Origin of the sequence: Tellurirhabdus rosea, assembly GCF_026278345.1 — a bacterium.
GTDB classification, from domain to species: domain Bacteria; phylum Bacteroidota; class Bacteroidia; order Cytophagales; family Spirosomataceae; genus Tellurirhabdus; species Tellurirhabdus rosea.
On record NZ_CP111085.1, the window covers coordinates 956,918 to 980,163 of the forward strand.

At 54.9% G+C, this 23,246-nt stretch carries 24 protein-coding genes; 12 read left to right on the plus strand and 12 right to left on the minus strand.

Going from position 1 to position 23,246, the window contains the following annotated elements; translation table 11 throughout:
- Positions 1 to 202: 202 nt before the first annotated feature.
- Together ORG26_RS03900 and ORG26_RS03905 are read right to left on the minus strand one after the other, a co-directional pair.
- Positions 203 to 2,677, minus strand: a complete 2,475-nt coding sequence (locus tag ORG26_RS03900) for a TonB-dependent receptor (protein ID WP_266367217.1) — start codon at positions 2,675 to 2,677, stop codon at positions 203 to 205.
- Between the two features lie 271 nt (positions 2,678 to 2,948).
- Positions 2,949 to 4,541, minus strand: a complete 1,593-nt coding sequence (locus ORG26_RS03905; RefSeq protein ID WP_266367218.1) for a 7TM diverse intracellular signaling domain-containing protein — start codon at positions 4,539 to 4,541, stop codon at positions 2,949 to 2,951.
- Between the two features lie 213 nt (positions 4,542 to 4,754).
- Here ORG26_RS03905 and ORG26_RS03910 point away from each other — a divergent pair, with 213 nt between their 5' ends.
- Together ORG26_RS03910 and ORG26_RS03915 are read left to right on the plus strand one after the other, a co-directional pair.
- Positions 4,755 to 5,714 carry a tryptophan 2,3-dioxygenase family protein gene (locus ORG26_RS03910; protein ID WP_266367219.1) on the plus strand — a complete coding sequence of 320 codons (960 nt, stop codon included), beginning with the start codon at positions 4,755 to 4,757 and terminating at the stop codon, positions 5,712 to 5,714.
- Between the two features lie 40 nt (positions 5,715 to 5,754).
- Entirely contained in the window at positions 5,755 to 6,609 is an 855-nt protein-coding gene (locus ORG26_RS03915) for a sugar phosphate isomerase/epimerase family protein (RefSeq protein ID WP_266367220.1), read from the plus strand.
- Between the two features lie 110 nt (positions 6,610 to 6,719).
- Here ORG26_RS03915 and ORG26_RS03920 read toward each other — a convergent pair whose 3' ends face one another.
- The 3 genes from ORG26_RS03920 to ORG26_RS03930 all read right to left on the minus strand — a co-directional run bounded on the left by ORG26_RS03920 (position 6,720) and on the right by ORG26_RS03930 (position 8,213).
- A complete protein-coding gene (locus ORG26_RS03920) occupies positions 6,720 to 6,902 on the minus strand; it encodes a hypothetical protein (RefSeq protein ID WP_266367221.1) in 183 nt (60 codons plus the stop codon).
- A 126-nt stretch (positions 6,903 to 7,028) separates the two neighbouring features.
- Positions 7,029 to 7,460 (minus strand): response regulator, encoded by a 432-nt coding sequence (locus tag ORG26_RS03925; protein WP_266367222.1) that lies wholly within the window; start codon positions 7,458 to 7,460, stop codon positions 7,029 to 7,031.
- 360 nt (positions 7,461 to 7,820) lie between these two features.
- The gene (locus ORG26_RS03930; RefSeq protein WP_266367223.1) at positions 7,821 to 8,213 is read right to left on the minus strand and encodes a T9SS type A sorting domain-containing protein; all 393 of its coding nucleotides are present in this window, start codon (positions 8,211 to 8,213) and stop codon (positions 7,821 to 7,823) included.
- Positions 8,214 to 8,560: 347 nt separating this feature from the next.
- On the opposite strand from ORG26_RS03930, the gene pgeF reads away from it, so the two are divergent.
- Positions 8,561 to 9,328 carry a peptidoglycan editing factor PgeF gene (pgeF, locus tag ORG26_RS03935; protein WP_266367224.1) on the plus strand — a complete coding sequence of 256 codons (768 nt, stop codon included), beginning with the start codon at positions 8,561 to 8,563 and terminating at the stop codon, positions 9,326 to 9,328.
- 73 nt (positions 9,329 to 9,401) lie between these two features.
- The gene (locus tag ORG26_RS03940) at positions 9,402 to 9,653 is read left to right on the plus strand and encodes a GlsB/YeaQ/YmgE family stress response membrane protein (RefSeq protein ID WP_266369309.1); all 252 of its coding nucleotides are present in this window, start codon (positions 9,402 to 9,404) and stop codon (positions 9,651 to 9,653) included.
- Positions 9,654 to 9,854: 201 nt separating this feature from the next.
- On the opposite strand, the gene ORG26_RS03945 is transcribed toward ORG26_RS03940, so the two are convergent.
- The gene (locus tag ORG26_RS03945) at positions 9,855 to 10,658 is read right to left on the minus strand and encodes a biotin--[acetyl-CoA-carboxylase] ligase (RefSeq protein ID WP_323134429.1); all 804 of its coding nucleotides are present in this window, start codon (positions 10,656 to 10,658) and stop codon (positions 9,855 to 9,857) included.
- Between the two features lie 61 nt (positions 10,659 to 10,719).
- Between ORG26_RS03945 and rsfS the strand changes: the two genes are divergently transcribed.
- Together rsfS and ftsH are read left to right on the plus strand one after the other, a co-directional pair.
- The gene (gene rsfS, locus ORG26_RS03950; RefSeq protein ID WP_266367226.1) at positions 10,720 to 11,106 is read left to right on the plus strand and encodes a ribosome silencing factor; all 387 of its coding nucleotides are present in this window, start codon (positions 10,720 to 10,722) and stop codon (positions 11,104 to 11,106) included.
- A gap of 149 nt (positions 11,107 to 11,255) precedes the next feature.
- Entirely contained in the window at positions 11,256 to 13,292 is a 2,037-nt protein-coding gene (gene ftsH / locus ORG26_RS03955; RefSeq protein WP_266367227.1) for an ATP-dependent zinc metalloprotease FtsH, read from the plus strand.
- Between the two features lie 71 nt (positions 13,293 to 13,363).
- Here the strand turns inward: ftsH and ORG26_RS03960 are convergent, their stop codons facing one another.
- Both ORG26_RS03960 and ORG26_RS03965 read right to left on the minus strand, forming a co-directional pair.
- Positions 13,364 to 14,215, minus strand: a complete 852-nt coding sequence (locus tag ORG26_RS03960; RefSeq protein ID WP_266367228.1) for a hypothetical protein — start codon at positions 14,213 to 14,215, stop codon at positions 13,364 to 13,366.
- A 97-nt stretch (positions 14,216 to 14,312) separates the two neighbouring features.
- Positions 14,313 to 14,987, minus strand: a complete 675-nt coding sequence (locus ORG26_RS03965) for a hypothetical protein (RefSeq protein WP_266367229.1) — start codon at positions 14,985 to 14,987, stop codon at positions 14,313 to 14,315.
- Positions 14,988 to 15,143: 156 nt separating this feature from the next.
- On the opposite strand from ORG26_RS03965, the gene ORG26_RS03970 reads away from it, so the two are divergent.
- A complete protein-coding gene (locus ORG26_RS03970; protein WP_266367230.1) occupies positions 15,144 to 15,920 on the plus strand; it encodes a UDP-2,3-diacylglucosamine diphosphatase in 777 nt (258 codons plus the stop codon).
- Positions 15,921 to 16,270: 350 nt separating this feature from the next.
- Here the strand turns inward: ORG26_RS03970 and ORG26_RS03975 are convergent, their stop codons facing one another.
- The 4 genes from ORG26_RS03975 to ORG26_RS03990 all read right to left on the minus strand — a co-directional run bounded on the left by ORG26_RS03975 (position 16,271) and on the right by ORG26_RS03990 (position 19,039).
- Positions 16,271 to 17,002, minus strand: coding sequence for a carboxypeptidase-like regulatory domain-containing protein (locus tag ORG26_RS03975; protein WP_266367231.1), 732 nt, complete (start codon positions 17,000 to 17,002; stop codon positions 16,271 to 16,273).
- 112 nt (positions 17,003 to 17,114) lie between these two features.
- Entirely contained in the window at positions 17,115 to 17,954 is an 840-nt protein-coding gene (locus tag ORG26_RS03980) for a phosphatidate cytidylyltransferase (RefSeq protein ID WP_266367232.1), read from the minus strand.
- Complete coding sequence (locus ORG26_RS03985; RefSeq protein WP_266367233.1) at positions 17,935 to 18,144, minus strand: DUF2007 domain-containing protein; 210 nt, start codon at positions 18,142 to 18,144, stop codon at positions 17,935 to 17,937. The genes ORG26_RS03980 and ORG26_RS03985 overlap by 20 nt, the downstream gene beginning before the upstream one ends.
- Complete coding sequence (locus ORG26_RS03990; protein ID WP_266367234.1) at positions 18,137 to 19,039, minus strand: CPBP family intramembrane glutamic endopeptidase; 903 nt, start codon at positions 19,037 to 19,039, stop codon at positions 18,137 to 18,139. The genes ORG26_RS03985 and ORG26_RS03990 overlap by 8 nt, the downstream gene beginning before the upstream one ends.
- A gap of 169 nt (positions 19,040 to 19,208) precedes the next feature.
- Between ORG26_RS03990 and dusB the strand changes: the two genes are divergently transcribed.
- The 5 genes from dusB (at position 19,209) to frr (ending at position 23,203) form a co-directional block, all read left to right on the plus strand.
- Positions 19,209 to 20,222, plus strand: a complete 1,014-nt coding sequence (gene dusB, locus ORG26_RS03995; protein WP_266367235.1) for a tRNA dihydrouridine synthase DusB — start codon at positions 19,209 to 19,211, stop codon at positions 20,220 to 20,222.
- 111 nt (positions 20,223 to 20,333) lie between these two features.
- The gene (locus tag ORG26_RS04000) at positions 20,334 to 21,242 is read left to right on the plus strand and encodes a DMT family transporter (protein ID WP_266367236.1); all 909 of its coding nucleotides are present in this window, start codon (positions 20,334 to 20,336) and stop codon (positions 21,240 to 21,242) included.
- A gap of 12 nt (positions 21,243 to 21,254) precedes the next feature.
- Positions 21,255 to 21,755 carry a biotin/lipoyl-containing protein gene (locus tag ORG26_RS04005; RefSeq protein ID WP_266367237.1) on the plus strand — a complete coding sequence of 167 codons (501 nt, stop codon included), beginning with the start codon at positions 21,255 to 21,257 and terminating at the stop codon, positions 21,753 to 21,755.
- 117 nt (positions 21,756 to 21,872) lie between these two features.
- On the plus strand, positions 21,873 to 22,589 hold the full coding sequence (gene pyrH, locus ORG26_RS04010) for a UMP kinase (RefSeq protein WP_266367238.1): 717 nt from the start codon (positions 21,873 to 21,875) through the stop codon (positions 22,587 to 22,589).
- A 53-nt stretch (positions 22,590 to 22,642) separates the two neighbouring features.
- Positions 22,643 to 23,203 carry a ribosome recycling factor gene (gene frr / locus ORG26_RS04015; RefSeq protein WP_266367239.1) on the plus strand — a complete coding sequence of 187 codons (561 nt, stop codon included), beginning with the start codon at positions 22,643 to 22,645 and terminating at the stop codon, positions 23,201 to 23,203.
- Positions 23,204 to 23,246: the final 43 nt, after the last annotated feature.

Sequence of the window (23,246 nt, forward strand, 5' to 3'; positions counted from 1 at the left end):
CTTTCAACCGGACACCGCCGTGGGTGTGGTGTCCGGTTGAAAGCGATGCTGGTTCATTCATGAAGGCAGTCGGCGGCAGGGGCTTAGCCCGTTAAGGTGTCTTTTTAAAGCGAAAACACCATTGGTTGCCCGGCCCTCTGCTCCACTTTTTCCATTTCGGAGACATCCCCGGTCCTCTTTTTGCTCACCGGAAGGCCCTGTGCTAGAAATCAATCCGGTAGAAGAAGACCGGCAGGAAGCCCAGCTGGTACTCTTTCTTCACAAACGACCCGTCGGGCTGGGGAGCGTAGCTGAGCGACAGGATGTTCTGAATGCCGAGGACGTTCACGAAATCAAAGGAAATGGTGTGCGTCAGGCCGCGGCGATTCGGGTTGGCCCGGTTGATTTTGTAGTCAACTTTCAGGTCGAAGCGGTTGTACGGCGCAAACTGCTGGGTGTTGCGGCCCGCGCTCTGGAACACGATTTCCTGGTTGGTCTGCGACGCCCGCGCATCTACCGGCCCGTACCAGCGCCCGCCGACCGCCGTGTATTTGGCACCCAGACTCAGGCTCGACCGCCGGAACTTGATTTCCCGCGCAAACAGGGCGTTGAAGGCGTACCGGCCGTTGAAATCCGTATTCCGCAGCACGCCGTCCGAGCCCCGGTATTTGGCGTCGAAGAGCGAACCCGTAATCAGGAAGTAGTAATTGTTGCTGAAAAACTTCTCGACCGTCAGCTCAACGCCGTAGTTCCGGCCCGTTCCCGTGTTGACCAGCGGACCGGGAAAAACCCGCGAGAACGCCGCTCCGGAATTGACCATCGAAAACGAACTGCTCACCTTCTCGACCGGCACATTGAACAGCCGCTGGTAGTACGTTTCGAGCAGCACCCGCACGTTGCGGCCCAGCAGCCGCTGGTACCCCGCCACGTAATGCCAGCTCCGGGTCAGGCCGACGCCCCGGTTTTCTTCCACCATTGGCTGTGGAAAGTAAGAACTTGCCCCGTTCGGCGTCTGGTAAAAGTACGTGTACAGGGGCTGAATCTGGCTGTGCAGACCGGTCGAAAGGCTCAGTTTCTGGCGGCCCGGGAGGTCCCAGTTCAGGCCCAGACGCGGCTCCACCGGGGCCACACTGTTCCGGTTCAGCGTAAACCAGAGCGCGTTCAGGCCCGCCGTCAGGGTCATGTTTTCGGTCAGGCGGCTGCGGAAACTGACGTAGGGCTGAATCATCGCAAAGACTTCGTCCGTGTTCCAGCGGGTACTCCAGGGTGTAAAGCGGGTCGAATTCAGGTCCACGAATGTCCGGACGCTATCCACGGCTTTGAAATTGTACACATCCGCGAACAGGCCCGCTTTCAGCGTACTGCGGGCGCTGAATTTGTGGTTGACAAAAGACGAGAGCGTGTATTTGGTTTCCGAAAAACGGTAATCGAGAATGGGCCGCAGCGAATCTACGACAAAGCGGCTGTTCTGCACCACCGGATTGCCCTTACCGTCTTTCCGCATGAACAGATAGTCGTGGTTGGCGTCCTGGGCGTTGGCCGAAACCGCCAGCGTGGACTTCCAGTAGGTCTGCTTGCTGATCGGCTTGTTGTAGGTCAGCCCGGCTACGCCCATCCGGGAGGTGTAGTACTGGTCGCGGTCGTTTTGTCCGAAAATATTCCGGTCGGTGGCTTCCTGCTGGCTGATGAGAATATCGACCGTGCTGGTGCCGCCGAAGCCCCAGAGCGAAAGACTGGCGCCGTTCTTTGTCGGAAAATTAAGCCGGAAAAACCCGTCCTGATAGGTCGGAACGGCCTGGGTGCCGATGTCGATACCGAGCTTGTTGAACAGGGCGAGGTTGGCGTAGCGGTACGTTGCCAGGTACGACGCCTTCGATTTTTTGGACAGCGGCCCTTCGGCCATCGCTTCGGTGCCGAGAAACCCGAACTGGACCATCCGCTCGTGCCGTTCGTTGTTGCCGTTGCGCAGTTTGAGGTCGAACACGCCGGAAATGGTATTGCCGAATTCGGCGGGGAAAGCGCCGGTGAAAAAGTCGGAATTGGCCAGATAGCGGTTGTTGATGATGCTGACCGGGCCGCCCGAGGTGCCGGCGATGGCAAAGTGGTTCGGGTTGGGAATGCTCACGCCCTCCACCCGCCAGAGAACGCCCTGGGGCGAGTTGCCGCGGATGACGATGTCGTTGCGGGCATCGTCGGCGCCCTGAACACCGGCAAAGTTGGAGGCCATCCGCGACGGTTCGCCCCGGCTGCCTGCATAGCGGTTCGTTTCCTCGACCGAAAACTGCCGCGCCGACACCACGGCCATTTCGTTACGGGCTTCGCCGGTGCGCTGGGCCTTGATGGTCACGGCCGTCAGTTGCCGGATGTCTTCTTCCAGTTCGATATCGACGATTTTTTCGCGGCCCGCATCCACTTCGATGTCGTTCAGCAGCGCGTCTTTGTAACCCACCAGCGTAACTTTCAGGCTGTGGCGACCTACGGGCACGCCCGTCAGCCGGTAGGTTCCGGCCGTGTCCGTCACCATGCCTTTCTGAATATCCGAGACCAGCACCGTCGCACCGACCAGCGGAAATTTGGATTCCTTATCGACCACCCGGCCGCGGATGGTCTGGGTGGGCTGGGCCAGCAGCGCAACCGGCAGCAGGAGCCAGCCAGCGATGAACATCAGCGTCCGATTCGGAAGGTACTTGTTTTGCATAGGAAACTAAGTTATGGGATGGGTCAGGAATCGCCGTTCCTGATTTTGAATTTATTAGTATGCGGTGGTAGTCTTCAGCTTACCTAAAATTTGACGGTTCCTCCGGTCAGTAAATTAGGGTGCAAACAAGCCGTGCGGTTTGGGACGGGGGTATAGCGTTTGTGCATGGCATTTCGTTTTGGAATACGGTTCAAAAGTAGTGCGTTGTCTGCCCCGCCGCTATCGCCCGTTTACCTCCGGCGGGTCCCGGTTTATCTTCGGCGGCCCCAAATCAGTTGTCCAGGCCCATTTTTCGCAGAAACTCCGGTTTGACGCGCCGCGCCACATCCACCTCGCTGCCGTCCGACAGCATCACCACGCCGCCTTCGCCGCGGATGTATTTGGTGATGTAATTCACGTTGACGATATGGGATTTGTGCGTTTTGAAAAAATTGTCGTGCTCCTGAAGCTGCTGCTCGAACTCGGCCAGCGAACGCGAGGCCATCAGTTTCTGCTGGTTGACAAAATAGACGTTGGCGTAGCTGCCCATCGCCTCGATTCGCAGGATGTCGTTGACCGAAAAAAGGAGAACGCCCTCCATCGTGGCAATCGGGATTTTCCGGCTCTTCTCCCGCTCTTCCCGCAGGGCTTTCAGAATGTCTTTGAGCTCGCTGTTGGTCGACGGGCGGGGCTCCTCCAGTTCCTTCTCCAGAATCTGGTTTTGCCGGGCAACGAGCTGCTCGTTCTCCTGCAGACGACGCAACGCCAGTTCCTGCGCCTCCCGGGCTTCGCTGCGTAACTCATTGATCCGTTCCAGCAGGGCAAAGGTCAGCAGAGTCGCCTGAAACACCGCTCCGATCTGGTAGCCGTAGTAGGTAAAGAAATGGTCGAAGGAAAGAACGTTGAACAGGGTCAGCACCAGAAGCAGGATTTCCACGATGTAGATTCCCCAGCCCAGCAGGTAGAAGCGGGCCGCCCGAAACCCTTTCCGGTACAGCCAGATGCCGACCCCGAGAAACGACAGAAACGTCACCAGAACGGTGATATTGAAAGCCGCTTCGGCCTGCTGTACGCCGAGGATTTTGGCCCCCACAATCAGGGCTCCCAGAAAGGCCATCGCCCGGTAAAAGTAGATGGTCTTCGGCAGGATTTCCCTTAGATTCAGAAAGGCCACCGAGAAAACGATGCTGCTCAGCAGCGTCAGCAGCCGGATGAGGCTGGAGTTGATGCCGTTGTTCATGTAGGGCATCTCCTGCCAGAAAAAATCGAACAGGTAGCCTTCGAACGTCATCATGGTCAGCGCCGAAAAAATAACGTGCAGCGCGTACCAGCCGTAGGTTGGGTCGCCCAGCGAACTGTACAGGAAGAAACTGAAGACGGCAATCAGCACCATGATGCCGATGACCGTAAAATTGATCATCGTTTCCCGGTACACTTTCTGCACAATGGGCTGGATGGCCCCGATTTTGACGGGCAGCACCAGACCGTTCATATCCCGGAAGCCCAGAAACAGATATTGGGGCTTTTTTCCCAGGTTCAGCACGACGCTGTTGATGGCAAAGTTGCGATTGGCAAACGGCCGCAGGGCGCCGGTTTCCAGAAAATAGGTGGTGTCCTGTCCAACGACATAGGCATCGATGTAGTCCACTTCCTGGGCTTCGATGAACGCGTACAGGGCCTCGGAGGTCAGGTTCTGCAAACTAATTTTGAGCCATATCCGAGAGGAGGAATAACCGAGGTTGATAATATTATCCTCACTTTTTACAAATTTGCTTTCCGGAAGCCGGGCAATCTCCCGGTAGGTGAGTTGGTTGGTCCTGTCCTCATAATACTGGATGTACTGCCCGATCTGGACCAGTTCAGCCGTATTGGAAATTCTCAGCATCGGGTCGGCACAGGCTAACCGGCCCGATACAAGTAGTAAAAGGAACGTTAGTAAAAAGTTAATTTTCAAGTTAAAGCAAGTTAAAGCAAGTTAAAGCAAGTTAGAGTAGGCATAAACGCGAATTGGGGCTTAAATTAACCGTTGAGCCACTCTGTTCCAATCGACCCGTAACATTTCAATTTTGCCATTCCTTCATCAACTGATTGTAAACGCATGACATCGCTCCCGCCTTCGACTCCTGACTTATCGGATAAACTGCGGCAACTGTCCGAGAAATTTGCCGCCATGGGTCAGGATATGGCCTCTTACCTGGAGGGTCTTCTGCAGGCCGACTACCTCACCTACTGGGACTATATCCATCTGGAGACGCTCCTTTCGCTGCAAAGCCCGCGGACGGCCTACCCCGACGAGCTGATCTTCATCACCTACCACCAGAGCACCGAGCTGTATTTCAAGCTCATACTGCACGAAATCAGCCAGATAGCCGGAAGAAGCGCCATTGACGCCCGATTTTTTACCGAGCGAATGCAGCGCATCAACCGCTACTTTTCCATCCTGGAGCATTCCTACGAAGTGATGGTGGAAGGCATGGAAAAAGAGCAGTTTCTGGCCTTCCGCATGGCGCTGCTGCCCTCCAGCGGGTTTCAGTCCGTTCAGTTTCGAGAAATCGAAATTGTCTCGACCGATTTTGTGCGGCTGCTGACGGGTGTTCCGGCGGGCATCGACCCGGAGGCTTCGTTGCGGGAGCTGTACGAATTCATGTACTGGAAACAGGGCGCTACCGAACTGGCGACGCAGCAGAAGACCCTGACGCTGAAACAGTTTGAAGCCGCCTACTCGGACCGGATTGTCCGTCTGGCCGAAACCTACCGCGACCGCAATCTCTGGCAGATCTTTCTCAAGCTCCAGGCCGCCGGGGAAGTCACCGACGACCTGATCGCCCAGCTCCGGGAGTACGACCACCGGGTCAACGTGCGCTGGAAGCTGATGCACCTGCGCTCGGCGGTCCGGTATCTGCACAAGGACCCCGACGATATCAAGGCTACCGGCGGCACCAACTGGCAGAAATACCTTCCGCCCGTCAGCCAGCAGCGGATCTTTTTCCCCGCGCTCTGGACCGAGGCCGAACGCCAGGACTGGGGCCGGCTCATTCCCGAAGTCCGAAACGGGTAAATGGCCCGCCCTCCTGTCTTTTGCCAAAAAACCGTTTACGATGAAACTATCTGCCCGTTTGGGGGCGGCGCTGACGCTGCTCCTCGTTACCAGCCTGTCTGTGCTGGCCCAGAAAATGCCCGAAGACAAGGCGGGCTGGAAACTGGGTGCCCAGTCGTACTCCTTCCGTCTGTTCTCCTTTGCGGAAGCACTCCGAAAAATTGACAGTTGCGGCCTCAAATACGTCGAAGCATTTCCCGGACAGACCATTGGCGGCGGGCTGGAAGGCAAGATGGACTTCAAGATGGATGCCGCTTCGCGCAACGCGGTCCGGAAGATGCTGAAAGACAAGGGCATCACCGTGGTGGCCTATGGTGTGGTGCGGGCTAAGGACGAGGCTGAATGGACGCAGCTGTTCGAGTTCGCCAAAGACCTCGGCATTCAGAACATCAACACCGAGCCCGACCCGAATCAGTTTGCCTACATCATTCCGCTGGCGGAGAAATATAAGATCAACGTCGCCCTGCACAACCACCCGAAGCCGTCGCGCTACTGGCACCCGGACACGGTGCAGAAATACGCCGGAAACAGCAAGTACGTGGGTGCCTGCGCCGACATCGGCCACTGGGTACGCTCCGGCCTCGACCCGATCCAGTGCCTGAAGCAGTTAAACGGCCGGGTGCTCGGCATGCACTTCAAGGATGTGAAGAAAGACACGCCCGACGGCAAATATCACGATGTGGTCTGGGGAACAGGCGACTGTAAAGTGGAGCAGGTCATCGCCGAGCTGAAACGCCAGAAGTTCAAAGGCCCGATCTCGGCCGAGTATGAGTACCACTGGGAGAACAACGGCCCGGAGATTGCCGAAAGCGCCCGGAATTTCCGGACATTCTTTGAAAAGACGAAGGTGCAGTAAAGGGGAGTTTAGGGTAAAAATTTAGGGTTTATAGTTTAGGGTTTATAGTTTATAGTTGCTTCGCAAATTCAGACCTGCGGAGCAACTATAAACTATAAACCCTAAACCATTCAGTAACGGTAAACTTTTTTGGCTTGTCCCGGCGGCATGCCGTGCGGATGCGCTTTTTTATAGCCCTGTGATTTGGAATACCCGCGTGAAGGTGCCTGGCGCTCTACCACGACCACCCGGGTGCAGGAAAAACCGAGCGAGCCGATAGCCAGTACGAGAAGAAATCGTTGAAAGTGTTTCATAACCGTTTTTGTTGAGATAACGAAGGTACGACACAAAAATGATATATGAACCCTGTTTTATCGGACAAAAAAATCCCCGGCTATGAAGCGATCCCTTTCCGTTTTAAAAAATTAACCAGGAAGCGATCAGGCTATATTATTGGGGTGTAAACTCTTTTGCCAGTACCGGATAATGAGGTCTATATTTTCTTTATAAACCTCAAACTCATAAGGTTTCTGGTAATACCCCTGAATGTTGCCTTTGTACACCCTTTTAATATCATCAGCATTGACCGAATCGGTTAGAAAGATGAAGGGAATGGATTTTAACCTTAGGTAGTCATCCGCTTCAATGTGTTGGCGCACCTCAATGCCGTTTAAAGGCCGCATAAACATATCGCAGAGAATGACCAGCGATTGTTCCTCTGTCGTACTCAGATATTCAAGGGCTTTAAAAGGGTCTGAGAAAAATCGTAACGGATTGAAAATGGATAAGTCCTGAAGCGCTTTTTTTATAATGTATACTTCATCTTCATCATCGTCAATATAAACAATCGGGCCTGTGTTATTGGAGAGCATTGGGGCTTGTCTAGTTGCAACTATAACAGGCTTTTACCTCGTTTGTTTGACTTCCTTCCGCAGTCCTGAACATTTGACGCTTGACGTTTGACACTGGACTGAAACGGTACTTCTCTTCACAAAAGCCCGGACTGCTGTCACGCGTCAACTATCCGGTACAGTTTGTACACGCCTCCCCGCCAACGCCCGGACGAGAGTCGAAAATATTCTGAAAGGGGCTCATTGAGTCGCCCTCCCAAAAAACAAAACCCGCTCAAACGGCGGGTCTGTCATCAGTTTACCTTAACCTTTCTTAACTCCTAACTATAAACCTATATCGTGTGGCGACCGGCGAAACCTCCCGGGCTTCGCCAATCGACCTTAGTTCATCGCAATCGACCGGTAGGAAGCCACTTCGGGCTGGCTGGTTTTCAGCGTCAGCTGCTTGATTTCCTTTGTTTCTCCGTTGGTGATTTCGACCAGATACACTCCGTCTTCGAGGGCGCTGATGTCGAAGCGGGCTTTCGTCGGCTTGCTGGCTTTGCCCATGAACTGGCTGGCCAGCATCTCCCCTTTCTGGTCGAGCAGGCGGACGGCCACGCTCCGGTTGGTTCCGTTGGCGACCACCACGTTCAGTTTCGTTGAACCGGCGGAGGGGTAGATGGCCGTCTGCATGACGGCTTTTTCTTTTTTGTCGTCGGCCGTATGGTCGGCGGCGAACGAAGTGCCCGTTACCAGCATGGCAAGGGCGAGTGAGGCGATTAAATTTTTCATGTCTTTGTTGTTGTTTACTGTTGTTGTGTGAATAGTGTCATCGCCGTTTTCCGCGGCTGCCTGAGTGCGTTGCGGCTGATTGACGATTCAAAGGTAAAGCGGTTTTTGGGGGACTTGCCACCAATTTTACCTTAAAAGCAATTTTTGAGGGATGAACCGTACAAAAAGGCGGACGAATCGTTTTCGCAGAATTTTATTCCGGCTAACGCCCTCAAAAAGACAGGTTTGCCGTTAACATTTCTTAACAAATAACCGCTTGAGCGCCCCAGACAGAATTTTCTTTCGAATCCGGCTTAACCTTCCGGGATGAGTGGTTTTTATTGGGGAAGGACGGATAATTTTGCCCTATGGTATCATCCGTTTCTTTTCGCACGCCCGCAATGGCCGCCCAGTTTCCGGACCTCCTCGCCGCCGAAAGCACGCGGCACGGCGGCGTCAGTCCCGCTCCCTTTGCTTCGCTCAATCTAGGCCTGAATACCGCCGACAACCCCGCTCATGTGGAAATCAATCGAACCCGGTTCTTCCAGAGCTTCGGCATCGCGCCCGATCGCGTGGCTTCTTCCCACCAGGTGCACGGCGACGAGGTCCTGATCGCCACCGGGCCGGGACGCTACAGTGGTTACGACGCCCTCGTCACGAACGAGCGGGACCTTTACCTGACCGTCACGGTAGCCGACTGCACTCCGATCCTGCTGTTCGATCCGGTTCAGAAAGCCGTGGGGGCCGTTCATGCCGGGTGGCGCGGCACTGCCGCCGACATTGCGCTCAAAACCCTGCGGACCATGCAGGAAGCCTTCGGAACCCGACCGGCCGATTGCCTGGCATATATCGGTACGTGTATCGATGAGTGTTCGTTTGAAGTAGGGCCGGAGGTGGCCGAAGCCTTTACGGAAGAGCATCGCCGCTTCGACGCCGCCAAAAACCGTTTTTACGTTGACCTGAAAGCGGCCAACCGGGCGCAGCTGATTGCGGGCGGATTGCCGGAAGCCCGAATCGAAGTATCTCCTTTTTCGACCGTGCTGCACAACGCTGAGTATTTTTCGTACCGGCTCGAAGGGGGGCAGACAGGTCGGATGCTGGCTCTGATTGGCCTTCGGAGCATTCCCGTTCCCTAAGTCGCCGTAATTTTTTGCAAACAAAATCAAAACGGCCCCGGTTATTATGGCAAACTCAACGCAAGAAAAATATATGGAACTCTTAGTAACAATTCTGGTAGGTGCGGTAGCCGGATGGCTCGCCGACCTCGTTTTCAAGCGGTTCTCGCTGTCACTGTTGATGGAGATTATCCTGGGTATTGTAGGGGCGCTTGTAGGCGGCTGGCTCTTTGGAAACGTCCTGAACACGGGTTCAGAAATTGTGAACCGGATTATTACGGCCTTTATTGGTGCGGTGATCATTTTGGGTATCGCCGCCCTGTTCAGTCGCCGCCGGACTGTGTAACACGACCATCCGATTTCGGTATACATCTTTAGGTTGTGACCGTTGGCAAGCCGTTCGACTCGTGAGTCGGCGGCTTGCTTTTTTTGATTAGAGAAAAGAGAAGAGATAAAGGAGAAAAGACAAGAGACAAAGGACGTCAGCAATCGACCGCCTTTTGACTTTTCTCTTTTCTCTATTTTCTTTTATCTTTTCTCTTACTAATCAAATCACAAATTCCACCTCCTTAAATCCGAAATAGCGCAGTCGTCCGGCGGTTTCGATGGCCAGCAGGCCGGTTTCGCCTACTCCAACGATGCTGCCGCGGAAACGCTCTCCGTCGGATACATACTCCGCTTCTTCCTGATACCGAAACAACCGCTGAAGGTATTCTGCCTTCAGCACATCCCGCCGACCCGACCGCAGCGCCAGGTACCGCTTTTCGAGTGCTTCGGCGATGGAATTCAACGAATTTTCCAGAACGAATTCACCGTCGTTTGGTGTTTCATTAAGGAGTGAGGTTGCGTTGGGATGCGAAAAACGGGTCTGGTTGATATTTATTCCGATTCCGACGACCGACCACGCAATAGAATAGCCCTGCAAGGTGTTTTCAATTAAAATACCGCCGATTTTTCGGTTGTCCACGTACAGATCATTCGGCCATTTGATGCGCATCCGTTCGTGAAGGTGCGTCACCAGCCAGTCGCTGATGCCGAGGGAGATAGCGATGTTGAGCCAGAACTGTTCGGAAGCCTGCAGAAAAGAAGGCTGAAGAACGAGCGAGAACGTCAGATTTTCGCCGGGGCGGGCTTCCCACGGATTGCCGCGCTGGCCCCGACCGGCCGTTTGATGGTGTGTAATAACGAGGAGTCCTTCCGATGCCTGTCCGTTCAGAATCAGTTCCGACGCCACATCGTTGGTTGACTGACAAGTTGGCAGGTATTGTATAGTTTGCCCAAGAATTAAGGTTTTGGGTTGATTATTGTACAACTTATTTTTACATTTAGTTAAAAAGAACGCCGGATACATGGTACGCACGGCTTTACCTGCGGACCCGCTGGCCCCGCGTGGTGCAATTTAAACCAACAGCATGAGAATTAACAAAGCGAAAGAACTTACATCCGAAGAACTGTGCGATTTAGTGGTTAAAGGGATGCAGGAGAAGAAAGCCGTTGACATTGTCGTCATGGACCTTCGGGGTGTCAAAAATGCCATTACCGATTTTTTTGTAATCTGCTCCGGTAACTCTGATACTCAGCTCGACGCCATTTCCACTTCCATCGAGGAAGAAGTTCATAAAGCAAGTAAGATCAACCCCTGGCATAACGAAGGCCGCATGAACCGCGAATGGATCCTGCTTGACTATGTAGACGTTGTCGCTCACATTTTCAAGAAAGACCGCCGGGCTTTCTACGACCTTGAACAACTCTGGGGCGACGCCGAGATCCGCGTGATCGAGGAGTCCGTTGCTGCTTAACACCGACCATGCAGCCAAACGTGCTGGTTATCCGGCACGTTTGCCGCCTGCCCATCCGTATTGTCCACCTGTCAAAACCAGTACCCCCAAGAAACATTCCATTGTAAAATGGTGTTTCCCACTTTGTGTAGCCGTAAGACTATTTCGAAATGCCTGAATCAAACAATAGAAATCCATTGTCATCCCGTGGCCCACGCCGCCCGAACTTTCAGGGCTGGATTGTGGCCCTTTTGATTGCCGCTATTCTCGGTATCACTTTTTTCAATCGGAGCAGCACCGTAAAGGACATCTCGCAAAACCGGTTTGAGAAGATGGTGAAAGACCGCGAAGTGTCAGAAGTCGTTATTGTGAACGATAACGTCGTGGAGGTGACCCTGACGCAGCAGGCGCTGCAAAGTCCGAAATATCGCACGGTTTTTCAGGATAAGCCGTATCTGACATCGTCCAACGGCCCGCACTACAACTTCCGTATATCCTCGGCCGATACGTTCAAGAAAGACCTCGACCAGTTGCAGGAAGGTCTGCCCGATAACCAGCGCATCGAATACCGCATTGAACAGCGCAGCGATTGGAGCGGTTTTATCCAGACCTGGGGCTTCTTCATCGTCATGATTCTGGCCATGTACTTTCTGCTGGGCCGAATGTCGGGCGGAGCCGGTCCGGGTGGCCAGATTTTCAACATCGGAAAATCCAAAGCCGCCCTGTTTGACGCCGAAAACCGCGTCAAGATCACGTTCAACGACGTGGCCGGTCTGGACGAAGCCAAGGAAGAGATCAAAGAAATTGTGGATTACCTCAAGAACCCCAGCAAGTTTACCAAACTCGGTGCCAAAATCCCGAAAGGTGCGCTGCTGGTAGGCCCTCCGGGCACAGGTAAAACCCTGCTGGCCAAAGCCGTAGCCGGTGAGGCTGGCGTTCCGTTCTTCTCACTCTCGGGTTCCGACTTCGTCGAAATGTTCGTAGGGGTGGGTGCCGCGCGGGTTCGTGACCTGTTTAAACAGGCCAAGGAAAAAGCGCCCTGTATTATCTTCATTGACGAAATTGACGCGGTTGGCCGTTCGCGGGGCCGGGGTTCCATGCCCGGTGCCAACGACGAACGTGAAAACACGCTGAACTCGCTGCTGGTAGAAATGGATGGTTTTGCGACGGACTCAGGGATTATTATCCTGGCCGCAACCAACCGTCCCGACGTACTGGACTCAGCCCTGCTGCGTCCCGGCCGTTTCGACCGTCAGATCAGCATCGATAAACCGGATATTGTCGGCCGGGAAGCCATCTTCAAAGTTCACCTGAAGCCGCTGAAACTGTCGCAGGACGTACAGCCCCGCGAACTGGCGGCCCAGACACCGGGCTTTGCCGGTGCCGAAATCGCCAACGTCTGTAACGAAGCGGCTCTGATCGCCGCCCGTCGCGATCGCGAATACGTAACGATGCAGGACTTCCAGGATGCCATGGACCGCGTCATCGGTGGTCTGGAGAAGAAGAATAAGCTCATTTCGCCGGAAGAAAAGCAGATTGTTGCCTACCACGAAGCCGGTCACGCCGTTGCGGGCTGGTTCCTGGAGCATGCCGATCCGCTGGTGAAAGTAACCATCGTCCCGCGTGGCGTGGCCGCACTGGGATATGCCCAGTACCTGCCCCGTGAGCAGTATCTGTATCGTACGGAACAGCTGATGGACGAGATGGTCATGACCCTCGGTGGTCGGGCGGCCGAAGACATCGTTTTCGGTAAAATCTCAACCGGAGCCCTGAGCGATCTGGAGCGCATTACCAAGCTGGCCTACAGCATCGTGACCATCTACGGAATGAACGATAAGATTGGCAATATCTCGTTCTACGATTCCAAACAGAGCGAGTACAATTTCAACAAGCCCTACTCGGAAGCAACCGCCGAGGCGATTGACGAGGAAGTCCGTAAGCTGGTTGATTCGGCTTATCAGCGGACGAAAGACCTGCTGACCGAGCATCGCGAAGGATTGGAAATCATTGCCCAGGAGCTACTGAAGAAGGAAATTCTGTTCCAGGCCGACCTGGAGCGTCTGCTCGGCAAACGTCCGTTCCAGAAAGAAACGACGTATCAGGCTTACAAGAACCAGAGTGAAGTGGTGAAAGAGCAAATCGGCAACGAAAGCAAGCCGGAAGAAACCCAGCCGCTGCCGACGCCGGATCTGCCTGCACTGTCATAAATTACACGGAAGAGATCTAGCGTCTTCACCGTCATCCAACAAAAAAGGGCCCTGCGCAGGGCCCTTTTTTGTTACCGTTTCATGCCTGTACTGTTATCATAACCCACCGGCGGCGGCGTGGTGATTCCGCCCTGCGCCTCCTGCGTCAGCTTATCCAGCAGGACAAGCCCCAGCAGTTGCGCCTGCCTTTTGTCTACATTCGGATTCGGGTTGTTGTTGACGGTTACGTGCAGAACATGATGGAGATACAGAATATGCAGCATCCGCTGGCGCGGGTCCCAGATCGCCTTGTCGCCGATTCCGGCCACGGCCACCCCGGCAAAATTGGACTTCGGCGCTTCGGTCAGTTGGTTGGCTGTAGCCGTCACCCGGGCAATGCTCATCGACGTATCGTTGGCCGCCGTGGAGTCCCGTCCCAGATCGCCACCGGAGCCGTTGCCGTAAGTGTTTTCCCGAACAGGCGGCGTTTCGACCAGCCCACCTCCGGAATTGGCCCCGTATGAAGTGAGGTCCCCTTTGAAATTACGCCGCCGCTGGGCCAGCACTTCCGGCTGGTACAGGCTGTCGAACATGTATTCCGCGTGGTAGATGGAGGCGAACGGCCGGGGGGCGCTGGTCGAAATTACGACGTGTTTCTTGCCGCCCCAGTAGAATTCCGCGCCGCTGTTCAGGTCCCGAACGGAGATTTCGCTGCCCGGCACATTGAAAAGCGAGGCCACGAACGTTTCGTCCAGGACGTTGCTCATTTTATCGTATTTGACATCGACGCTGGTGAGAAAGGTTCCGGTGACGTACCGTCCGACATCCGCCGTGTTATTGGCTCCGGAGCCTTCCACGTCGCCGCCTTTGGTGCCGGAAACCGAACCGCCGCAGGAAGACAGCCCCAGCAGCGCCAATGGTATCCATTTAAGTTGGTCTTTCATAGTATCGAGAAATGGTGATTGCTTTCTCTAAAAGACTATTAAAACCAGCGGTTTGTTTGTAATCGGCTCAGGAAGGTATCAAAAGACCGGATTATCGTTACTTATAGCCCGATGCGTCGAATGAATAGCGAAAAGGCCCGAAATAAACCAGCCGCAGGGTACTCACGGCGGGTTTACCGCCCACTGTTTCGGAATAATACACTTTTCGGGACTCGATCAGCAACTCGTTTGCCGCCAGACGGCCCGCAAAATTGAGGCTATGGGCGTCCGGAAGCTTGGCTTCCAGGCCCATTTCGTTGAAAAGATAAGCCGGATAGAGATTGAAATCGACCCGGGCGACGCTGACGTACTCCCGGTCGCGCCGCCCCAGACTGGCGGAGTACTGCTGCACATCCATGCCAAAGCGAGTTTCTTTGGTGCCCGTTGGCCGGTAGCGTTTTTTGAAGTTCTGGCGGCATACCGCGGCAAAGTCGGGGGCGTAGGCCCGCTGCCCGATCCGGTACTGCTGCACCGTTTTACCGTCGTAGGAGTTGGTGGAATAAATCCGGTAAAGCCCATCGGGGCTGCCGGTGGCGAACGTAAAGCCCTCTCCGACGCCGGGCAGGCTAATGCTGGAAAGTTTGCGGTCAAAGCCGAACAATCCGGTTTTTGAATTAAACAGCAGCTGGTAACGGACGATCGAACCGTTGTAGTCCGACTGTTCGTAAACCAAAACCCGGTCAAAGTCCAGCACCTGCGCCCATAACGCAGTCGGACTTAGCCACAGAAGCAACGCAAAAAGAAACGGATTCACGGGCAGACACAACATTCAACGACACAAACAGGGGGCAAACGATGCGTGAAAATACGTCAATATCTCCGAACCTGTTCGTCTTCGGCCGTCCAAAGCCCGAAAGTTCCTACCTTTGTTCTTTCGTACCATGTCTGCATGAGTTCCGTTGAACAGATTCCGCTTCCGGCCGGCCGGGCCGTTTACTTCGCCTCTGATTTCCATTTAGGCACACCGACGCCTCAGAAGAGCCGCGAGCGCGAGCAGCGTATTGTTCGCTGGCTGGACACGATCCGCCTGGATGCCGCCGTCATTTTCCTCGTCGGCGACCTGTTTGATTTCTGGTTCGAATACCGCAAAACCGTCCCGAAAGGATTCGTGCGACTCCAGGGAAAGCTCGCGGAACTGACCGACGCCGGGCACCAGGTCATCATCTTCACCGGAAACCACGATATGTGGATGCAGGACTACTTTACGGAAGAAATGAACATTCCGGTCTACCGGCAGCCCCGCTCCTACCAGCTCGGCGAAAAACGCTTCCACATCGGGCATGGCGACGGCCTCGGCCCCGGCGATTTTGTGTATAAAAAACTGAAAGTGCTGTTCGAAAACGGCTTTGCCCGCAGCGTGTTCCGCTGGCTTCATCCCGACGTGGGCGTGGCCTTTGCCGATCGCTGGTCGCGGCACAGCCGAGCGGCCAATGAGGAAAAAGGCGAAGAGTTTCTGGGCGAAGAACGCGAATGGCTGCTGGCGTACTGCCGGGAAGTGGAAACCCGCCAGCACCACGATTATTACATTTTCGGCCACCGCCACCTTCCGCTGAATCTGTCCGTGACCGCCAACAGTCGCTACATCAATCTGGGCGAATGGCTGTCGTTCAACACCTACGCCCGGTTTGACGGCAGCACCACCGAACTGCTGAAATTCGACAGGTAGCCCGTCGCCGTACCAACCACGATTTATTGAACGTCATGCCGAAACGGGATATTTCCCGTTTTCTTTTTTAGGCCCAGGCCGGAACTTCGGTTCACAGTCAGATGGTTGCTGACACGGCGGCAGAATAGCAGGAATACTGTAAAAAATAGATAGGAAAGCCGAATTCGGGAAAGGCGCGATTCAAAACGAACGATCAGTAAGCTACCTTTTTCCCGGGCGCAAAAAGTGTCCGGGGCCTATTCTAAAAACTGAGTGAGATAAAACCGTTACGTATTACCGATAGCAGAAGCCTTTCCAATAAAAAAGGGCTGGTACTACACCAGCCCTTTTTTATTTCCGGCCCAAAGCCGTTAGCGCTTGATCATATCTTCCCGGCTCAGGTTTTCTTTTGGGGTAGCGTTCAGCTCCGAGCGGTAGTCCTTCTTTTTCAGGTCGCCGTTTTTGACGGAACGGATGAAGCTCGCCCAGGCCAGCGGATTGAGGAACGACAGCGTGGTGATCTGGCTGCGGTTGGCCATGCTTTCGCGGCCGTACAGCTGCTGGTTCATATAATACCGGAAGTTAGCCGCCGAACTCATGGGCGTTATCGCCGCCAGCCGCTGCATGGACTCGGCGCTGGTGTTGCGGGCCAGGTTCTCGCGCTCTTTCTCGTCAGGCAGTTTCATGTTGACCAGCGCCTGTTTGAACAGTTCTTCGGTCGCGTAGGGGTACACCTTCACCTCGGCCAGGGTCGTGACATCTTCCTGCATCGCAATCACGGCCGAATAGGAAGTTTCGGTCATGCGGCGGGGAATAATCGTAAACTGCTTCTTGAAACCAACGTAACTGAACATGACCGTATCGCCCGGCAGCACCGGAATGGCAAAATAGCCCATCGTGTTGGAAACGACGCCACGGCTGGCGGCGGGCAGATAAACAGTAGCGCCCGGAAGCGGCTCTGACGTTTTTCCGGCCGTGATAATCCCGGTAAACATGACCAGCTTCTCCTGTCCCTGCGCCGATACCGACTGAAAACCGGTCAGCAGACCGAAGAAAAGGGCCAGAGCGGCCGCCAGAATATAGCTTCTATTGCGTGCTTTCATAGTTTGTACACCTCCAACGTACGGTCGGGAAGGCTATTGCCCGACAGGGTTCAGGAGATTTGTTAAAAAATCTGAAACGTAGACCCCAAATTGGCACCGGGGGCTGGACTGTTCAGGAAAAAATCTTCAAAAACGTAATAATAAACGGCGCCGCCAGCAAAAGCCCGTCGAAACGGTCCAGAAACCCCCCGTGACCCGGAATGCTCGAACCCGAGTCCTTGATGGCGATGCTCCGTTTAAACAGCGACTCCACCAGATCGCCGTACGTCCCGGTCACCACGATAATGGCCCCGATGCAGTACCACTCCCAGCTTTCGAGGTCCGGCTCGGCATTCGAACTAATCAGACCGTAGGCAATCAGCGCGGCCGCGATGGCCCCGCCGACGCTGCCCTCCCACGATTTTTTGGGAGACACCCGCTCAAATAACTTCCGCCGGCCAAATTTAGTGCCCGCAAAATAGGCGCCTACATCGCTGGCCCAGAGCAGCATCAGACAACCCAGCACCAGTCCCGGCCGGTACACGCCCCGCCAGAGTGCCAGCACGTTCAGCAGCGCAAACGGCACCGCGACGTAAATGATTCCCAGAAACGTGAAGCCGATATTGGAAAAAGGCTTATGGTCGTCTTTCTTGTACAGCTTGATTAAAAAGATCATGGAAGCCGCCGGGCAGATCAGAAAATAGTTGTCGTACGCGACGACCTCCTTTTCAATCAGAAACGTCAGAAGGACAATAAAGCAGCCCACCAGCGTGCCGTAATAGGTCAGCGGCTGGTTTCCATCAAGTCCGAGCAGGCGGTAGAATTCTAACTGGGTGAGGGCGCTGATGGCACAAAAGAGCAGCGCGAACGTCCACTCTCCGTACCAGATGGCTCCTAAAATAATGGCGACTCCTACAACGGCGGCAACAACCCGCTGCTGCAGGTTTGACATACTATCTAACTGAGATTTCATTATCCAGAATAACTTTGGCAATCAGCGCGTGTTCCGTGGGTACATACACTTCGCAATTGCCAAAATGAACGTTACTATCCCTTTTGTTGATGACTACCGCGTCGATCTCGTGCCCGGCAAGAACAATTTTCGCCATCTCCGCCCGGTGAAAAACCGGTGTCACCATCACTTTCTCCCAATTCTTATACATACGGGTGTGAACGAGCAGATTGATTACTTTTCCGGAAGTAATACAAAAATCCAATCGTTAAAAGTAGCGAAAAAAACGCTCCCGTAAGCGGAACGGAGTCGGTATTTTCGATGTCTACCGAAACCATCTTCTGCCGGTATAACCAGACCATCAGCACCGTAAAGCCGTTATTGACGAAATGCGCCAGGATCGGAACCCACAGATTCCGCGACCAGACGTACAGGTAACCGAAGAGCGCGCCCAGCAGCACGCGCGGAATAAATCCGTAAAACTGCATGTGAATCGCGCTGAAAATAAAGGCGGCAATCCAGATGCCGGCATGAACATTCGCCGTCCATTCGATGAGCTTCCGCTGGACAATTCCCCGGAACAGCAGCTCCTCCCCCACGGCGGGCAGTACGGCGATGACAAAGACCGCAATCACCAGTTGCAGCGGCGTGCTGAACGTAGTCAGAAAGGCGGTCAGCTTGCCCAGTTGCTCTTCTTTCTGCTTCATCCAGGTTTCCAGCGACTCCAGCACCGGCGGCAGTTCCAGACCCTGGTTCCAGTCGATCACCAACCCGTTGAGCGGCATAAAGGCAATCGTCAGCAGCGCCACCAGCCCGACCGACTGCACGGCGGAGAGCGGGCGGGCGTTGAAATCCGCCCACCGCCGGCCTTCGAACAGACGCCAGAACAGCAGGCAGGGCACCAGAAACGTAAAGGCATGGCTGACGGCCTGCACCATCATCAGCGCATACCAGCTGCCTTCAAACAATTCCGGGTTGGTGAGCATCTCCCCGGCGTTCAGCACGGCATCTTCGCCCTGCGCGGTTGTCCAGCCCAGCAGCACGACCATCGCCAGCAGACCGCCAACCGACATGCCGATCAGCACAAATCCCAGCAAAATCAGCAAACTACGAAAGGGATGCAGCCGTGAACCCCGTGAATGAGTGGTACGTAATTCCTCCATAAGTTCGTAAATTTACGGGCATAAATGGAATTAGAACCCTTCTTGCCCGGGTTTCGTTTAACAAAAGTCGTCCGGGTCCCAACGGACGCCTGACCGACTGAAGATTTTTATTATGGTAAAAATAGGCCCCATTGAATTACCCGATTTCCCGCTGCTGCTGGCTCCGATGGAGGACGTAAGCGATCCGCCGTTCCGGGCGGTGTGTAAAGCCAACGGCGCGGACCTGATGTACACCGAGTTTATCTCGTCGGAAGGACTCATCCGGGATGCGGCCAAGAGCGTGCAGAAACTCGATATTTTTGAATACGAACGGCCCATCGGCATTCAGCTGTTCGGCTCCGATATCGAAACCATGCGCTCCTGCGGGGAGATTGCCTCGCGCGCCAATCCGGACCTGATTGACATCAATTACGGCTGCCCGGTCAAGAACGTTGCCTGCCGGGGTGCCGGGGCCGCGCTTTTGCAGGACATTCCGAAAATGGTGGCCATGACGAAAGCCGTCGTGGAGTCAACCCACCTGCCCGTGACCGTCAAAACCCGCCTGGGCTGGGACGATACCACGAAAAACATTCTGGACGTGGCCGAACGGCTGCAGGATGTGGGCATCCAGGCGCTGACCGTACACGGCCGGACCCGGGTGCAGATGTACAAAGGCTCCGCCGACTGGACGCTCATCGGGCGCATCAAGGAAAATCCGCGCATCACGATTCCCATCTTCGGCAACGGCGACATCGACAGTCCGGAGAAAGCGCTGGAATACAAAAACCGTTACGGCGTAGATGGCATCATGATCGGTCGGGCCAGCATCGGCCATCCGTGGGTCTTCAACGAGATCAAACATTTTCTGAAAACCGGCGAACACCTGCCCGGCCCGACGCTCGCCGACCGCGTCGCCGTCTGCCGCCAGCACCTTGATTTCTCCATTCGCTGGAAGGGCGAAAAACTGGGTATTTTTGAAATGCGGCGGCATTACACCAACTATTTCAAGGGGCTGGAAAACTTCAAACCCTACCGCCAGCGGCTGGTAACGGCGGACACCTACGCCGAACTGCTGGAAATCATGGCGGAAATTGTTGATATCTACGCCGTTGAGGCGTTAGCGGGGAATCTGGCGCACGTCCGGTAGAAATTCGCGCAAATCCGCCTTCGGGAAGAACGAATTAATCGTTTGGAGGGTATACGTAATAAAGTCCGTCATGCCGCCCAGGTCGATTCCGGTGGCATGACGCCCTCTCTTATGAATACAACGACTACTGATTCGCCCGCTTTTCCCCAGCAAAAAAACGCGACGCCGCCCCTGGCCTGGGTCCTGCTGTTTGTGCTTGCCCTGGTCTGGGGCAGTTCGTTTATTCTCATCAAACGGAGTCTGGAAGGCTTCCCGCCCGTTCAGGTCGCGACGGGGCGGATTGCCTTCGCCTTTCTGTTTTTCCTGCCCTATCTGATCGTCAAGTTCCGGGAGTTTCCGCGCCGGGTGGCGGGTTCACTGCTCCTTTCCGGCCTGACGGGGTATCTGATTCCGGCCTTTTTGTTCGCCACGGGCGGCGCGCACCTGAGCAGTTCGCTGGCCGGGGCGCTCAACTCCCTCAGCCCCTTGTTTACGTTGCTGATCGGGGCCTGGTTTTTCGGCAACGCCATTCGGTCGCGGCAGTTGTTCGGCGTGCTGCTGGGCGTCACCGGTTCGGTTTTTCTGGTGTTCATGAGCGCCACCGGCTCGTTTTCGCTCAACGAATACGCCCTGCTGCTCGTCGGCGCGACGGTGCTTTACGGACTGAATATCAACGTCGTCTCCCGCCGGTTGAGCGGTCTGCCCGCGCTGACCTCGACGGCCTGGATGTTCGGTCTGGTGGGTCCACTGGCCCTGGGCGGACTGCTGCTGACGGATTTTCCGCAGCGGGCGACCCAATCGGCCTCCACCACTTCGCTGGTGGCGCTTATTTTGCTGGGCGTGCTGGGTTCGGGGCTGATGACGATTCTGTTCAACCGGGTCATTCAGCTGGCCTCGGGCGTTTTTGCTTCCTCCGTCACCTACCTAATGCCGATGGTCGCCCTGGCGTGGGGGCTGCTCGACCACGAGGCGTTGTACTGGCCGCAGCTGGCAGGTATGGGCATTTGCCTGATTGGTGTATATTTGATCAATCGAAAATAAACCCGACACCCGATGTACCGCGCAACGGTCAATGAATCTGACACCTTCGACATTGAGTTTACCGCCGGCCAGCCGGTTCTGAACGGCGAACCCCTCCACTGGGACCTGGCCCGGATCAACAACCGGCAGTTTCACCTGCTTCACGAGAATAAATCCTATTCCGCCGAACTGCTTTCGCTGGATGCGGCCGAGAAAGCGGTGACCCTGAAGATCAACGGCCACCTGCACACGGTCCGGCTCAAAGACCGCTTCGATCTGCTGCTTCAGCAGATGGGCATGGAATCGGCGGGCAAAGCCAAAGTCAACGACATCAAGGCGCCCATGCCGGGCCTGATCCTGAGCGTGGCCGTTCGAGTCGGGGATGCCGTGCAGAAAGGCGATACCGTGCTGATTCTGGAAGCGATGAAGATGGAGAACGTGATCAAGGCTCCCGGCGACGGCACCGTGAAAGCCGTGCGGGCGGGCAAAGGCGAAAGCGTTGAGAAAAATCAGGTATTGATTGAATTTAATTAAGAAATATCCGTGAACCAGGGCCGTTAAGCGCCCCAGAGCCCGACAAGCGGAGCTTAACGCATAACTCTTCACTCATAATTCTTAACTCTTGTTATCTTTGCGGCCAAATCTCAGCTCATGGCTCAACTCAAATACAAGCGCATTCTACTTAAATTGAGCGGCGAAGCCCTCAGCGGCAAAAACGGTTACGGCATCGACCCGGCCATCCTCGAACAATACGGACGTGACATCAAAGAAGTGGTTGACCTGGGCGTTGAAGTGGCCATCGTCATCGGCGGCGGAAACATCTTCCGGGGTATAACCGGCGAACGCTCGGGCATGGACCGCGTGCAGGGCGATTACATGGGCATGCTCGCCACGGTCATCAACGCGATGGCCATCCAGAGCTCGCTCGAACAGCAGGGCATGTACACCCGCGTAATGTCGGCCATTAAGATGGAACAGGTCTGCGAGCCGTACGTACGCCGCCGGGCCATCCGCCACCTCGAAAAAGGCCGCGTCGTCATTTTTGGCGCGGGGACGGGCAATCCTTACTTCACCACCGATACCACCGCCAGCCTCCGGGCCATCGAAATCGAAGCCGATGTGGTGCTGAAAGGCACCCGCGTGGATGGCGTGTATACGGCCGATCCCGAAAAAGATAAAACCGCCACCCGGTACACCACCATCTCGTTTCAGGACGTTTACGAAAAGAACCTGAACGTGATGGACCTGACGGCCTTTACGCTTTGCAAAGAAAATAACCTGCCGATCATCGTGTTTGACATGAACCGCACCGGCAACCTGCTTCGGCTGGTTCAGGGCGACGATACTGTCGGAACGCTGATCAGCTAAACCGAAACGTTTTCCAAAACGATCCCTACCGCTGGAACCAGTAATTTATACGTATGGAAGAGATTGAGTTATATCTGGAAGATGCCCGTGATACGATGGACCGGGCGCTCAAACACCTGTCCATTGAATTGGGCAAAATTCGGGCAGGAAAAGCATCGACGCAGATGCTCGACGGCCTTCAGATCGAATATTACGGCGTCATGTCGCCGCTCAATAACGTCGCTTCGGTCACCACGCCCGACGCCCGCACGATTGCCATCAAGCCGTTCGAGCGCAAGATGATCGGCGACATCGAAAAAGCCATCCGGAACAGCAACCTCGGCCTGTCTCCGACCAACGACGGCGACGTCATCCGCCTCAACATTCCGCCCCTGACCGAAGAACGCCGCCGCGAGCTGGTTAAAAAGGCGAAGCAGGAAATCGAAGTGGCCAAAGTCAACGTCCGCAACATCCGCAAAGACACCAACGAAGGCATCCGTAAACTGACCAAAGACGGCGTTTCGGAAGACGACGTAAAACGGGGCGAAGAACGCGTTCAGAAGCTCACCGACAGCTTCGTCGCCAAAATCGACGATATCTTCGCCGCCAAAGAACAGGACATTATGTCCGTTTAAACAATTAAAAGTTAAAAGTTAAAAGTTAAAAGTAAGCTCCGCT

Bases quoted from the DNA above. Each gene is read 5' to 3' on its own strand.
- ORG26_RS03900 (WP_266367217.1), bottom strand. From the start codon at position 2,677: ATGCAAAACAAGTACCTTCCGAATCGGACGCTGATGTTCATCGCTGGC.
- ORG26_RS03905 (WP_266367218.1), bottom strand. From the start codon at position 4,541: ATGCTGAGAATTTCCAATACGGCTGAACTGGTCCAGATCGGGCAGTAC.
- ORG26_RS03910 (WP_266367219.1), top strand. From the start codon at position 4,755: ATGACATCGCTCCCGCCTTCGACTCCTGACTTATCGGATAAACTGCGG.
- ORG26_RS03915 (WP_266367220.1), top strand. From the start codon at position 5,755: ATGAAACTATCTGCCCGTTTGGGGGCGGCGCTGACGCTGCTCCTCGTT.
- ORG26_RS03920 (WP_266367221.1), bottom strand. From the start codon at position 6,902: ATGAAACACTTTCAACGATTTCTTCTCGTACTGGCTATCGGCTCGCTC.
- ORG26_RS03925 (WP_266367222.1), bottom strand. From the start codon at position 7,460: ATGCTCTCCAATAACACAGGCCCGATTGTTTATATTGACGATGATGAA.
- ORG26_RS03930 (WP_266367223.1), bottom strand. From the start codon at position 8,213: ATGAAAAATTTAATCGCCTCACTCGCCCTTGCCATGCTGGTAACGGGC.
- pgeF (WP_266367224.1), top strand. From the start codon at position 8,561: ATGGTATCATCCGTTTCTTTTCGCACGCCCGCAATGGCCGCCCAGTTT.
- ORG26_RS03940 (WP_266369309.1), top strand. From the start codon at position 9,402: ATGGAACTCTTAGTAACAATTCTGGTAGGTGCGGTAGCCGGATGGCTC.
- ORG26_RS03945 (WP_323134429.1), bottom strand. From the start codon at position 10,658: ATGTATCCGGCGTTCTTTTTAACTAAATGTAAAAATAAGTTGTACAAT.
- rsfS (WP_266367226.1), top strand. From the start codon at position 10,720: ATGAGAATTAACAAAGCGAAAGAACTTACATCCGAAGAACTGTGCGAT.
- ftsH (WP_266367227.1), top strand. From the start codon at position 11,256: ATGCCTGAATCAAACAATAGAAATCCATTGTCATCCCGTGGCCCACGC.
- ORG26_RS03960 (WP_266367228.1), bottom strand. From the start codon at position 14,215: ATGAAAGACCAACTTAAATGGATACCATTGGCGCTGCTGGGGCTGTCT.
- ORG26_RS03970 (WP_266367230.1), top strand. From the start codon at position 15,144: ATGAGTTCCGTTGAACAGATTCCGCTTCCGGCCGGCCGGGCCGTTTAC.
- ORG26_RS03975 (WP_266367231.1), bottom strand. From the start codon at position 17,002: ATGAAAGCACGCAATAGAAGCTATATTCTGGCGGCCGCTCTGGCCCTT.
- ORG26_RS03980 (WP_266367232.1), bottom strand. From the start codon at position 17,954: ATGAAATCTCAGTTAGATAGTATGTCAAACCTGCAGCAGCGGGTTGTT.
- ORG26_RS03985 (WP_266367233.1), bottom strand. From the start codon at position 18,144: ATGTATAAGAATTGGGAGAAAGTGATGGTGACACCGGTTTTTCACCGG.
- dusB (WP_266367235.1), top strand. From the start codon at position 19,209: ATGGTAAAAATAGGCCCCATTGAATTACCCGATTTCCCGCTGCTGCTG.
- ORG26_RS04000 (WP_266367236.1), top strand. From the start codon at position 20,334: ATGAATACAACGACTACTGATTCGCCCGCTTTTCCCCAGCAAAAAAAC.
- ORG26_RS04005 (WP_266367237.1), top strand. From the start codon at position 21,255: ATGTACCGCGCAACGGTCAATGAATCTGACACCTTCGACATTGAGTTT.
- pyrH (WP_266367238.1), top strand. From the start codon at position 21,873: ATGGCTCAACTCAAATACAAGCGCATTCTACTTAAATTGAGCGGCGAA.
- frr (WP_266367239.1), top strand. From the start codon at position 22,643: ATGGAAGAGATTGAGTTATATCTGGAAGATGCCCGTGATACGATGGAC.